The 12,766-nt window shown below is 69.6% G+C and carries 11 protein-coding genes and 1 pseudogene; 7 read left to right on the plus strand and 5 right to left on the minus strand.

All coding sequences use genetic code 11. From position 1 onward, the window contains the following. Window positions 1-491 (plus strand): annotated as a pseudogene (locus ON29_RS20395) (PQQ-dependent sugar dehydrogenase); the annotation flags it as partial. Between the two features lie 14 nt (window positions 492-505). Here ON29_RS20395 and ON29_RS20400 read toward each other — a convergent pair. Beyond that, window positions 506-1,390: a LysR family transcriptional regulator gene (locus ON29_RS20400; RefSeq protein ID WP_040868524.1), complete on the minus strand. Its 885-nt coding sequence runs from the start codon at window positions 1,388-1,390 to the stop codon at window positions 506-508. 78 nt (window positions 1,391-1,468) lie between these two features. On the opposite strand from ON29_RS20400, the gene ON29_RS20405 reads away from it, so the two are divergent. The 3 genes from ON29_RS20405 to ON29_RS20415 all read left to right on the plus strand — a co-directional run bounded on the left by ON29_RS20405 (window position 1,469) and on the right by ON29_RS20415 (window position 4,035). Next, entirely contained in the window at window positions 1,469-2,401 is a 933-nt protein-coding gene (locus ON29_RS20405; RefSeq protein WP_083863886.1) for an EamA family transporter, read from the plus strand. Then, window positions 2,398-3,030: an NAD(P)-dependent oxidoreductase gene (locus ON29_RS20410; protein ID WP_040868528.1), complete on the plus strand. Its 633-nt coding sequence runs from the start codon at window positions 2,398-2,400 to the stop codon at window positions 3,028-3,030. The genes ON29_RS20405 and ON29_RS20410 overlap by 4 nt, the downstream gene beginning before the upstream one ends. Window positions 3,031-3,096: 66 nt before the next feature. Then, on the plus strand, window positions 3,097-4,035 hold the full coding sequence (locus ON29_RS20415) for an SMP-30/gluconolactonase/LRE family protein (RefSeq protein WP_051175412.1): 939 nt from the start codon (window positions 3,097-3,099) through the stop codon (window positions 4,033-4,035). Between the two features lie 4 nt (window positions 4,036-4,039). Here the strand turns inward: ON29_RS20415 and gatB are convergent, their stop codons facing one another. The 4 genes from gatB to ON29_RS20435 form a co-directional block, all read right to left on the minus strand. Next, a complete protein-coding gene (gene gatB / locus ON29_RS20420; protein ID WP_083863889.1) occupies window positions 4,040-5,545 on the minus strand; it encodes an Asp-tRNA(Asn)/Glu-tRNA(Gln) amidotransferase subunit GatB in 1,506 nt (501 codons plus the stop codon). A gap of 64 nt (window positions 5,546-5,609) precedes the next feature. Next, window positions 5,610-6,986, minus strand: coding sequence for an alpha/beta hydrolase family protein (locus tag ON29_RS20425; protein WP_040868531.1), 1,377 nt, complete (start codon window positions 6,984-6,986; stop codon window positions 5,610-5,612). A 56-nt stretch (window positions 6,987-7,042) separates the two neighbouring features. Continuing rightward, window positions 7,043-8,077, minus strand: a complete 1,035-nt coding sequence (locus ON29_RS20430; protein ID WP_040868533.1) for an ATP-dependent 6-phosphofructokinase — start codon at window positions 8,075-8,077, stop codon at window positions 7,043-7,045. 82 nt (window positions 8,078-8,159) lie between these two features. Further along, window positions 8,160-9,050, minus strand: a complete 891-nt coding sequence (locus ON29_RS20435; RefSeq protein ID WP_051175413.1) for a serine hydrolase — start codon at window positions 9,048-9,050, stop codon at window positions 8,160-8,162. Window positions 9,051-9,714: 664 nt separating this feature from the next. On the opposite strand from ON29_RS20435, the gene ON29_RS20440 reads away from it, so the two are divergent. The 3 genes from ON29_RS20440 (at window position 9,715) to ON29_RS20450 (ending at window position 12,603) form a co-directional block, all read left to right on the plus strand. Continuing rightward, complete coding sequence (locus ON29_RS20440) at window positions 9,715-10,038, plus strand: ArsR/SmtB family transcription factor (protein ID WP_040868535.1); 324 nt, start codon at window positions 9,715-9,717, stop codon at window positions 10,036-10,038. Further along, window positions 10,035-10,994: an SRPBCC family protein gene (locus ON29_RS20445; protein WP_040868537.1), complete on the plus strand. Its 960-nt coding sequence runs from the start codon at window positions 10,035-10,037 to the stop codon at window positions 10,992-10,994. The genes ON29_RS20440 and ON29_RS20445 overlap by 4 nt, the downstream gene beginning before the upstream one ends. 508 nt (window positions 10,995-11,502) lie before the next feature. Continuing rightward, window positions 11,503-12,603 (plus strand): cytochrome P450, encoded by a 1,101-nt coding sequence (locus ON29_RS20450; RefSeq protein WP_245549039.1) that lies wholly within the window; start codon window positions 11,503-11,505, stop codon window positions 12,601-12,603. Window positions 12,604-12,766 lie beyond the last annotated feature (163 nt).

Consider the following 12,766-nt stretch of genomic DNA (forward strand, 5'->3'; position numbering starts at 1 on the left):
CGGGCAAACTGCTGCGCGTGAAGTCTCCGGTGCCCGGCCGCACGCCCACGCCGGAAATCGCCGTCTCGGGCATCGGCAGCGCGGGGGACGTGTGCCGCGACAGCAAGGACAGCATCTGGATCACCGACCGCACCCCCGCCGAGGACCGGCTGCAACGGCTCGGCGACGACGGCGTGGTCACCACCACGTGGACCTGGCCGGACCGGCCCGGCGTCGCGGGCTGCGCCGCGGCGACCGACGGTGTAGCGATCTCGCTGACCCGCGCGAAGGCCCTCGCCATCGCCGCCGCCGACCCCAACACCCACGCGGTCACCGCGGCGCCGACCCTGATGGCGCAGGACAAGTACGGGCAGCTCGGCGGCGCGGCGGTCGGCGCCGACGGCACCATCTGGGTGACCACGGTGAACAAGACCGACGGCCAGCCCGGCCCGTTCGACGACCGCGTCGTCCGCATCCCGCCACCGCAGGCCGGAAGCGGCGGCCCGGACTGAGTTATCGGCGATTCTCAGGAGTCGTCACGGTCTACCGGGACGCCGAGGACGGTGAGGAAGGCGGTGGCCGCTGGTGGTCGGCTGCGGCTCCAGATGATGTATTCGACGCGGGCCGGGGCGTCGGAGACCTCGATGGTGACCACGCCCTCGAGTTGCGGCGCGTAGGCCGACGGCAGCATGGCTACGGCGAGGCCGGGGCGGACGAGGCGAGCGATGTAGTCGGCGCTGGTCACTTCGAAGGCGACGTCGCGGTCCAGGCCGGCGGCCGCGAAGGCCTGGTCGGATTGGAGGCGTCCGGCGGTTCCGGCCGGAAGGTCCACGAAAACCTCGGAGGAGAGTCTGCGCAGATCGACCGTGGGCGCGCCGGCGAGGGGATGGTCGGGGGCGACAACGGCGACGAGCCGGTCACGGGCGAGTTCGTGGGCGGCGACACCCCGTGGCCGGGCCGTGGTCGGCAATCCGAGAAAAGCCACGTCGAGGGCTCCCTGCGTGACTCGCTCGACGAGTTCCTCGCTCGCGCCCACCCGCAGGCTGATGCGCACGTGTGGGTACCGCTGCCGGAAATCGCGCAGCGCCTCCGGGATGTCGACCGCGGCGACGGTGGGGATCAGGCCGACGGCGAGCCTTCCCCGTACCTCGCCGACCGCCGCGGCGACCTCGGCGGCCGCGCGCTCGGCGGCGTCCAGGCACTGGCGGGCGGCCGGGAGGAACGCCGCACCGGCCGGAGTCAATCGCACCCGGCGGCTGGTGCGCTCGAAGAGTCTCGCGCCCAATTCCCGTTCCAAGCGCGCGATCTGGTGACTCAGCGCGGACTGGACGACCAGGCATCGCTCGGCGGCCCGAGTGAAGCTGTTCGTCTCGGCGACGGCGAGGACGTACCGCATCTGCTGAAGCTCCATGGATCAATCGTGTATCGAGATCGATGAAGTGACAAACATGTGTTGGACTCATTGATCGCACCGGGCGAGACTGCGAATGTGGAAAGTTCAGCAGCACAGAGGGTTTCCGGTAGAGACGGAAGTCTCCCTCGCACCGTCCTGACAGCGCTCGCTCCCGTGTCCTGGGGCACGACATATGTCGTCACCACCGAGCTTCTTCCCCCGGGACACCCGCTTTTCGCAGGGCTCCTGCGCGCGTTGCCCGCCGGTGTGCTCGCACTGGCGTTCACGCGGACCCTGCCGCGGGGAGCCTGGTGGGGCAAAGCCGCGGTGCTGGGCGTGCTCAACATCGGGCTGCTGTTCCCGCTGTTGTTTCTCGCCGCCGAACGCCTGCCAGGTGGGGTGGCCGCGACGTTGGCGGCGGCCCAGCCGCTCGTCGTGGCCGTCCTGGCGGTGGTGGTCCTGCACGAGAGCGCGTCGGCGTGGCGCCTGATCTGGGGCGCGGTTGGCGTCGTCGGCGTCGGCATGGTGGTGATCGGGCCGCATGCGACCCTCGACCTCGCGGGGATCGTGGCGGGCCTCGCCGCCGCGGCGTCGATGGCGCTGGGCTTGACGCTGACGAAGAAGTGGGGACGGCCCGCCGACGCGAGTCCCACCGCTTTCGCCGGCTGGCAACTCACCGCGGGAGGCCTGTTCCTGCTACCCCTCACGTGCCTCGTCGAGGGTTCGCCTCCCGCGATCGACCCGCCCGCTGCCCTCGGCTACGTCTGGCTGGGTCTGGTCGGCGGTCTGCTCGCCTATGTCCTCTGGTTCCGCGGGATCGGGACACTGCCGGTCACCTCGGTCGCGGTTCTCGTCCTGCTCTCGCCGCTGGTCGCCGCGGTTATCGGCGCGATCCTGCTCGGCCAGACGCTCGGCCCGATCCAGCTCGCCGGGTTCGGGCTCGCGCTGGCCGCGATCGTCGCGGGACAGCTTCCCGCGCCCAGCCGCTCATCCCACGTTGTCCCGGCACCCGAAGGGGTACTGAAATGAAGATCACCGTCATCGGAGCAAACGGCATGGTCGGCTCCCGCGTCGTCGGCGAAGCCTCGAGGCGGGGCCATGAGGTTGTCGCCGTGTTCCGCAAACAGCCGCCGACCGTTCTGCCTCCCGGGGTGATCGCGGTCGAGGGCGACGCGAACGACCCCGCCCGGATGGGTGACCTGTTCCACGGCACCGACGCGATCGTGGCCGCGACCCGCCCGGGCCCCGGCCAGGAACACACCGTCACGGCGACGACGACCGCCCTGCTGGACGCGGCCACGGCTACCCGGACCCGCATCCTCGTGGTCGGCGGCGCTGCCCCGCTCCGCAATCCGGAACGTCCCGATCGGCTGGTCCTCGACAGTCCGGAGTACGTACCGCCCGCGATCCGCCCGATCGCCGCCGCCAGCGTCACGCAATGGGAAATCTGCCGAGCGCATCCGGCCGACTGGGTCTATCTCAGCCCGCCCGCCCTCCTCGAACCCGGACAGCGCACCGGCACGTATCGACGCGGCACCACCACCCTGATCACCGGCGCCGACGGCGCGTCCCGGATCTCGGCGGAAGACTTCGCCGTGGCGGTCCTGGACGAACTCGAGAACCCAGGTGAGAGCAGGCATTTCACTGTCGGTTACTGAGCGCGGACTCCGGGACTGCCGGACGCCATCCGCGATCGGCGGCTCTGGGGATGGAGGGACGATGGGATGAGGAGAGTCTTCGTGATCTCGGCCGCACTGGCCTGTCTCGGCGCTACTGCGCTGGTATCCACCGACCGAACAGCGGCGCACCGCCCGGTCCGCACCGCGATCGACCTGCCCGCCGGGTTCCAGCCGGAGGGCATCGCGATCGGGTCGCGACCGGTGGCCTACTTCGGTTCGCGGACAGACGGCTCCATCTACCGCGCCGACCTGGTGACCGGCCGGGGCGACATCCTGAGCCCCGGGCCGGGTACGCCGGCATTGGGGATGCGCATCGACCACCGCGACCGGCTGTTCGTCGCCGGAGGCACCGGAGGCGACGCCCGCGTCATCGACACCCGCACCGGCGCGGTGCAGGCGAACTACCGGCTCGCGCCGCCGCCGGACACGTTCGTCAACGACGTGGTACTCACGCCCGCGGGCGCGTGGTTCACCGACTCGCGGACACCCGTGCTGTACCACCTGCCCATCGGCGACGACGCTGTCCTGCCGCCACCCGCGGCGGTGGTGCGTCGCCCGCTGACCGGCGACATCCGCTACCAGCCCGAAGCGATCAACGCCAACGGGATCGTGCGCACGCCGGACGGTACCGGGCTGATCATCATGCAGTCGGTGACCGGCCGGTTGTTCCGTGTAGACCCGGCGACCGGTACGACGCGGCGGATCGATCTCGGCGCCGAGTCGCTGCCCGACGGCGACGGACTGCTGTTGTGCGGCAGCACATTGTTCGTCGTCCAGAACCGGTCCAACGCGATCGCCGTGGTCGCGCTCGATCCCGCGGGCACGACGGGCACGGTCGAACGGCGCGTCACCGACCCGCGTTTCGACGTACCGACGACCGTGGCCGCGTTCGGCGAACACCTGTACCTGCCGAACGCCCGCTACACCACGCCGCCGACCTCGAGCACGCTCTACAGCTCCGTCGCGGTCGATCGGCCCCGATAGAGAATCAGCTGCAAGCAGCGAGCACGAGCTCCCGGACGCGGGCCGCGTCGGCCTGCCCCCGGGTCGCCTTCATGACGTCGCCGACGATCTTGCCCGCCGCCTGCACCTTGCCGGAGCGGATCTTGTCGGCGATGTCGGGGTTGGCGGCCAGGGCCTTCTCCACCTCCGACTGCAAGGCGCTGTCGTCGCTGACCATGCCGAGGCCCTTGGCTTCGACGATCTGCGCCGGGTCGCCCTCTCCGGCCAGCACGTGGTCGACGACCTGCTTGGCCACCTTGTTGTTGATCGTCTTCGCGTCGACCAGCTTGATCACCTCGGCGACCTGGGCCGGGGTGATCGGCAGCTCGTCCAGCGCGACCTCGCGCTCCTTGGCCTTCTCGGTGAGGTAGGCGACCCACCAGGAGCGCGCCTCGTTGGCCGGGGCGCCTGCGTCGACGGTGGCGATGATCAGGTCCAGCGCACCCGCGTTGACCAGGTCGCGCATCACCTCGTCGGACAGGCCCCAGTCGGACTGGATGCGCGCGCGGCGCAGCCAGGGGTACTCCGGGATGGTGTCGCGCAACCGCTCCACCCACTCCGCGTCGGGCGCGACCGGCTCGAGGTCGGGCTCGGGGAAGTAGCGGTAGTCCTCGGCGGTCTCCTTGCGGCGGCCGGGCGAGGTGGTGCCGTCGCTCTCGTGGAAGTGGCGGGTCTCCTGCACGATCGTGCCGCCGCTCGCCAGCACCGCCGCCTGCCTGCGCATCTCGTAGCGCACCGCGACCTCGACGCTGCGCAGCGAGTTGACGTTCTTGGTCTCGGTGCGGGTGCCGAATTCGGTTGCGCCGACCGGCATCAGGGAGACATTCGCGTCGCAGCGCAGCGAGCCCTGCTCCATCTTCACGTCGGAGACGCCGAGCGACTTCAGCAGATCTCGCAGCGCCGTCACGTAGGCCCGCGCCACCTCCGGCGCCCGCTCCCCCGCGCCGGTGATCGGCTTGGTGACGATCTCGATCAACGGCACGCCCGCCCGGTTGTAGTCCAGCAGGGAGTGGCTGGCGCCGTGGATGCGACCGGTCGCGCCGCCCACGTGCACCGACTTGCCGGTGTCCTCCTCCATGTGCGCGCGCTCGATGTCCACGCGGAAGGTGCTGCCGTCGTCGAGCAGCACGTCCAGGTGCCCGTTCGTGGCGATCGGCTCGTCGTACTGGCTGATCTGATAGTTCTTCGGCTGATCGGGGTAGAAGTAGTTCTTGCGCGCGAACCGGCCCCACGGGGTGATCGAACAGTTCAGCGCCAGCCCGATCCGGATCGCGGACTCGACGGCCTTCTGGTTCACCACCGGCAGCGAGCCCGGCAGACCGAGGCACACCGGGCACACCTGGGTGTTCGGCTCGGCGCCGAACTCGGTCGGGCAACCGCAGAACATCTTCGTCGCGGTGTTCAGCTCGACGTGGACCTCCATGCCGAGCACCGGCTCGAACCGGGCGAGGACATCCGAGTAATCCATCAGGTCGACCGTGGGTGCGCTCATGGCCATCAGTTTAGGTAAACGCTCCCGCCGCAGCGCAGCGGCTCTCGCGTCGTGCGGCGGCGCGCTACTTCACCGGGACCCGCTGACGCAGCCAGCCGGTGACGTAGTCGAGCACCTCGGGGGCGATCGTCGTCTCGATGGTGCTGTACTCGCTGGGACGGCCGGTCTCGGTGGGCTGCATCAGGTGGTTGAGCCCCGGGAAGACGTGGACGGTCGCATCGGGGTCGGCGGCGAGATGGTCGCGCATCGGCTGCTCGCTCTGCGCCGGGGGCACCTGGAGATCCTTGCCGCCGAAGAACGCGAGCACCGGCACGCGCAGGGCCGCGAGGGCGGGCGCCGGATCGTAGGCGACCAGGGCGGCCAGATACGGCGTGATCTGCGCGGCCGCCTGGTCGTCGGGCACGCGCTGGTCGGCGGGCAGCGACTGGTTCTGCCGGATGGCCAACTGCCGAGCGCCGTCCAGGTCACCCGCTTTCAGCAGGGCGGCCAGTTCGGTGGTGTCGCGCACCCGGGTCTCCACCTGGTCCGGAGGAGTGCCGTTCGCGGCGGCGAGCAAGCGGGTCTGCTCGATGAGCACATCCGCACCGGGGACACCCGGCCCGGCCATCAGGACGGCGAACGCGACGCCGCTGTCGGGGCGCGCGGCGACCAGCGGTGCGAGGTAACCGCCTTCGCTGTGCCCGAAGAGCCCGACCCGGGCCGGGTCGACCTCGGGGCGGGCGCGCAGGAAGCGGACACCCGCGGCGGCGTCCTCGGCCAGGTCGGCGTAGTTCGCGTCGTCCAGTTTGCCGCCGGTGCCGCCGACGCCCCGGTCGTCGGTGCGCAGCACGGCGTAGCCCGCGCGGGTGAAGGTGTCGGCCAGCAGCAGGAACGGCTTGTGGCCCATGAGGTCTTCGTTACGGTCCTGGGGGCCGCTTCCGGAGATCATGAGGATGGCGGGGAACGGGCCCGGCCCCTGCGGTTCGGTCAATGTGCCCGCGATGGTGATGTCGCCGTCGCGGTAGGTGACGTCCTCGGTCTTGTACGGGAACGGCGGCTTCGGTTCCTGTGGGCGAGCGGGCGGCGTCACCTTGCCTCGGCTCAGCGTGAGCCGGAAGCTCTGGCCCGCCTGGGTGAAATCGCCGGCGATCCGGTCGCTTCCGGACTCGTACTCGCCACGGAACACCGGGTCGCCCGGGATATCGGGGATCGCGAACGACACGCCGTTGCGGTCGGTGCTGACGTCCTTCAGCTGCGTGCCACTCACGCCCTGCAAGGGAATGTCGATGGTGGCCGTACCGTCGTCGCGGAAGCTCACTCCGACTTGCAGGGGCTGACCGGGGACCTCGATGGCGCCGTGCCAGTCACCGGTGGTCGGCTCGGGCGGATTCGACTCCGTACACCCTGCCGCCAATGCCGCGATGACCAACAGAGCCAACGCGATCAGTCGCCCACTGCGCATGCGACTCACAGTACCGACGATTCGGACCGTCCCCGGCTATTCGCCGCGCGCAAGCGCTACCCGAAGAACGCCTCCGCCTCGCGGTGGCGTTCGGCGGGCACCCGCTTGAGCTGCTTGGTGGCCTCCGACAGCGGAACCAGGTCGATGCTGGTGCCGTGCAGCGCGACCATCTGACCGAACTTGCCCGCGTGCACCGCCTCGGCCGCGTGCAGGCCGAAGCGGGTGGCCAGCACCCGGTCGTAGGGCGTGGGGCTGCCGCCGCGCTGCACGTGGCCGAGCACGGTGGTGCGTACCTCTTTGCCGATGCGCCGCTCGATCTCCACGCCGAGTTGCTGGGCGACGCCGGTGAACCGCTCGTGGCCGAACTCGTCGATACCGCCCTCGCGCAACGTGAATCCGGAGTCCGGCGCCGGGTGCGACCCCTCGGCGACCACGCAGATGAAGTGTTTGTCGCCGCGCTGGAAGCGCCGCTTGATCATCGCGCACACCTCGTCCACCTCGAACGGGACCTCGGGCACCAGAGTCAGGTGCGCGCCCGCCGCCATGCCGGCGCCGATCGCGATCCAGCCCGCGTGCCTGCCCATCACCTCGATGAGCATGACGCGCTGGTGCGACTCGGCGGTGGTGTGCAGCCGGTCGATCGCCTCGGTGGCGATGTTCAGGGCGGTGTCGTGGCCGAAAGTGACGTCGGTGCAGTCGATGTCGTTGTCGATGGTCTTCGGCACGCCGACCACCGGCACGCCCTCGTCGGACAGCCAGCTCGCGGCCGTCAGCGTGCCCTCGCCGCCGATCGGGATCAGCGCTTCGATGCCGTTGTCGTCCAGGGTCTGTTTGATCCGGCCCAGGCCTGCGCGCAGCACGTCGGGGTTGGTGCGGGCGGTGCCGAGGATGGTGCCGCCCTTGGTGAGGATCCGGTCGGTGCGGTCGTCATTGCGGATCTGGATCTTGCGATCCTCCAATAGACCGCGCCAACCGTCCTCGAAGCCGACGATCGCGTCTCCGTAGCGGCCGTTCGCGGTACGAACGATGGCGCGGATGACCGCGTTCAGTCCTGGGCAGTCTCCGCCTCCGGTCAGAACTCCGATGCGCATGGCCGTTATCTTGCCCTTCATGTCCGATCTCGGCAGCCCCGCCCCCGTGAACGGCGTGTAACACCGACCTGGACGGATGGCCTCATGCGGCCGGGCAGCGCCCCCCGGCCAGCTCGTCGAGATGCTCGGAGACGACCGTGGCCAGTTTGTCCAGGATGTTCATACCGTCGCTGAACGATCCGGACTCCGGCTGCACCGCGATCGCGATCGCGATCTTGCCCGAGGGGATGTTGATGACCCCGAACTGGCGCACGAGATAGGCGCCCGAGATGTCCGGCCCCCAGCCGCCCTTGAACTCGGCGCCACTGAACTCGCCGAGACCCCAGCGCTGGCTTGCGATGACCTGTTCCATCAGTGAGGTCACGCGCTCGGCCTGGGGCAGACAGGGCAGCCGCGAGGCGAACCGCACCTGGTCGGTCAGCGACCATTCCGCTTGCCCGAATGCCGAATGCTCGGCACGGGCACGGGTCGCGGGTACGACGGTCCTGGTGTCACCGCCCTCGCGCAACACCGTCTGCACGGCCTGCGCCGCCTCCTGCGCGGTGCCCAGCGACTGCCAGAGCGCGTCGGCGGCGGCGTTGTCTGACTGCGTGATCGCGGCCGACGCGGCGTAGCTGGTGCTGCTCGAACTGCGCCGGAGCGCGGCGATGGTCAGCGGGACCTTCATCGTCGACCAGGCCGGGCCGCTGGTCCATTCGCCGAAGGTGACCACCTGCTCGCCGCCTACCGGCATGACGGCCATGCCGAGCTTCCCGCGCACACCCGCCGCGAGTTCGGCGTAGCTCGCGGCCAGGGTGCCCGGCACGATGAGCGACAACCCCTTCTGGTCGGTACGCGCCGCGGCCTCGGTAATGCTGGGTTCGGTCGACGCCGGATCTTCCGCGCGGTTGGTTCCGCATCCGGCTACCAGAGTTACGACAAGCGCCGCACAACCCAGGACGGTTCGAGTTCTGCGGAATAGATCAATAGACATTCTCGACACATTCTTTTCGCGAGCTCCGCCGGGCTGCGCCGCTGGTCCGGCGTTCCGATACCGTACTTGCCCGGCTCGCCGGCCGTCGGCCGCGACGGCGGGGGCGCGGCCACGGGTCGGCTGATCCTTGTGGCCCCGCCAGGTGACGACGGCGTGGTCAACAAGCATGGACACCTCCACCTACCCGCCCGATGTCGCCGAGCGGCCGGGGTCGGCAGCGGCGCTGCTCGCCGCGACCTCACCCGAGAACTGCTTCTCGTTATCCCGGAGAACGTACTAGATGAATTGATTACGCCCCAGTTCGCCGAAAACTCCTGACCGCCACCCGCACTGCCGAACCGAGCGCCGCACACCGGTCCCGCTCAATAGCATTGGAGTATTACCGCAGGATTCATCGGGTGCCGAGGCGCGGAATTCGATGGTCCGATTTTTCGGGGAGCACGTTCGGCGGGCTTCACGACATGAGGCCTCGGACCCCACCCGCACCCCTTCGCACTACCGGCACGCGCCTGCGAATCCGAGGATCGGACGGTCGACACACACCGGGCCGACGGCCACCGCGTCGGTGCCGCGCCCGGCCGAGGAGTCCGTAGCCACATGCGTTTCCCGCACACCGCGCGAGCGCTCGGTGGCTATTATATTCCATTTCGGCTATATTGCCGATATGGCATCTACGTTCGAGGCACTGGCCGAGCCTCGCCGCCGGGAGATCCTCGACCTGTTGCGCGAACGGGAACGACTGGTCGGCGATTTGGTCGCCGAGCTGCGATTGGCTCAGCCCACCGTGTCCAAGCACCTGAAGGTCCTGCGGGGCGCGGGCCTGGTGGACGTGCGCCAGGACGCGCAGCGCCGCTGGTACCGGTTGCGGCCCGAACCGCTGACCGAGATCGAGGCATGGCTCGCGCCCTACCGGCGGATGTGGGAATCGAGCCTGGACGCCCTGGAACGTCATCTCGGCGCCATACCCGACGAGGAAGGACAACCATGAGCGATTCCCGAGCACAACTGCGCACCGTCGACGGCGCCCCCACCCTGCGGTTCGAACGCAGGCTGGCCCATCCCCCGGAGAAGGTGTGGCGCGCGATCAGCGACCCGGGCGAGATGGCCGCTTGGTTCCCGGCCGCTGTCACCACCGAACCGCGGCCCGGCGCCGCGATGCGCTTCACCTTCGCCGACGCACCCGAGACGATCGATCGCACCTCCGGCGGCGAGGTGCTCGAATACGACCCGCCCAAGGTCTACATGTTCCGATGGAACCGGGATGTGCTGCGATTCGAGCTCGTGGCGGACGGCGACGGGACACGGCTGATCTTCACCCACGTCCTCGGCGGCGGACCGGAGGCGCGACTCGGCGCGGCGAGGTCCGCGGTCGGCTGGGACCGTTGCCTGTCGGCCCTCACGGCCGCACTCGACGGCGCGCACACCGAGCCCGACGCGACCTGGCTCGCCGACATCGAGGGCTACATCGCGGATTTCGGGCTCGACAGGGGTGACTGCGAAGCGGTCGCCGACGGCTATGTGCTGCGGTACGCCCGCGACCTGGTGTGGCAGCCGCTGGACCGGTTGTGGTCGTTGCTCGTCGAACGGGAGACTCCGTCGGTGGGCGCCCACCCGCCCGTCCGGGCGACGAACCCGCATGTCGAGGCGGGCGAACTGCTCGATGTCGAGCCGCCCCGGTCGATGGAGTACCGGTGGCGGCACGACGGCGCCGTCGCCGGCACGGTGCGCTGGGCCTTCGAAGCCGATCCCGACCTGGGCGTGCGGGTGGTGCTCACCCAGACCCTGCCCGCGAAGCCGGCCGCGCTACGGCCGGAACTGCTGGCCGCCTGGCAGGTACACCTGGAACTCTTCTTCGCCGCCACCCAAGGGGACATCCGTTGCCCTTGGCCCGCCGAGCGCGTCGCCGTGCTGGCCGAACGGTACGCGGCGGACCTCCGCGAATGAGCGGGCCCATCGCCTGAACCTCCAACCGCATCCCCGACTGTCACCGGCCGCGAATCCATCTCGCACGAAAGGCGATTCGCGCGGACGGCGCATTCTCGGCAAAGCGATCCGGCGGCCGCGCCCCCGGCCGGATTCGGCCGCCGCGGCTAGATCACCGCGCCGCGTGCCCAGCGGATAGCTCCGCATTCACCGATCGAGCGGCTCAAACGACCCCACCACCGGGTGCCAACTGCTTACGATCCCGTAGCACATCGCGAAACATGCACCTGCTCGGCGCGAAACCGACCGCGTGACCGCACGCGTCGGTGAAGCGCCTTCCCTTCTGGAGTCATGCCCTTTGTCCACGCCACAGTCCCCACAATCCGCCTCCGAGAGCACGAAAAGCTGTCCCGTACAGCACGGTTCGCCACTCGACTCCGACGGCCCCCGGTTCCCGCTGTATACGGAGGCATTCGCCGCCGATCCCCATCGCGCCTACCGAGAGATGCGCCACCGATACGGCTCGCTCGTGCCGATCGAACTGGCGCCGAACGTGCCCGCCACGTTGGTGATCGGCTATTACACCGCGTTGCGAATCCTCAACGACCCGGTGCATTTTCCCTCGGACCCACGGACTTGGCAGCAGGACATTCCCGCGGGCTGCCCGATCCTGCCGATGATGGAGTGGCGGCCGAACGCGTTGCGCAGCACCGGATTCGAGCATCAGCGCTACCGGCAGGTGAATGTCGCGAGTATCGGCGAAGTGGATCTGCACGCGTTGCATTCGACGACCGAGCAGATCGCGGGCCCGCTGATCAATGCCTTCTGCCAGGACGGCGCTGCGGACCTGATCAGCCAGTACGCGTTTCCGCTGACGTTCGCGGTGCTCAACTCGGTGCTCGGCTGCCCGCCGGAGATCGGGCAGCAAGTCGCGATGGGCATGGCCGCCATCTTCGAAGGCGTCAACGCGGACAAGGGCAACGCGATGCTCGCCGACGCGCTGTACGACCTGGTGCAGATGAAGCGGAGGAGTCCGGCCGACGACATCACCTCGCGACTGCTGCGCCACCCCGCCGCGCTCGACGACATGGAGATGATCCACCAGCTGGTCACCTTGTACGGGGCGGGCATCGAACCCCAGCAGAACCTGATCGCCAACACTTTGCGATTGATGCTCACCGACCGCAGGTTCGCGGGCGGGATATTCGGCGGCAGTCTTTCCACCCGGGACGCGCTCGACGAGGTGCTGTTCGACGACCCGCCGGGGGCGAACTACTGCTTCAGCTACCCGAAGCAGCCGATCCTGATCGACGACGTCTGGTTGCCCGCGCACCAGCCGGTCGTGATCAGCATGGCCGGCTGTAACCGCGACCCGGCGATCCACACCGGCGAGTACACCGACAGCCGTGCGCACCTCGCCTGGGGAGCCGGGCCGCACGCCTGCCCCGCCCGATCGATGGCCTATCTGATCGCGCAGGACGCCATCGACCAACTCCTCGACGCGCTGCCCGAGATGCGGCTCGCGGTCCCGGCGGAGGAGCTGACCTGGCGACCGGGTCCGTTCCACCGGGCCCTCGTATCGTTGCCCGTCGTGTTCCCCGAATCCCCGCCGATGCCCGCGTTCGGGTAGCGAACCGCGCCCGCCGGGCGCCGCGGCGGCCGCGCCCGGGCCGTACGACCGCGCCCTGACCGCGATCGATCGAATTTTGTTCGCGCTGATCGTGATTGGTGTCAAACGCGCCGCGACGGCGCAGAATCCACGCGGCAGCCGCGAAGCGCTCATCCGACCGATC

Source organism: Nocardia exalbida NBRC 100660 (assembly GCF_000308575.1).
In the GTDB taxonomy this organism is placed as follows: domain Bacteria; phylum Actinomycetota; class Actinomycetes; order Mycobacteriales; family Mycobacteriaceae; genus Nocardia; species Nocardia exalbida.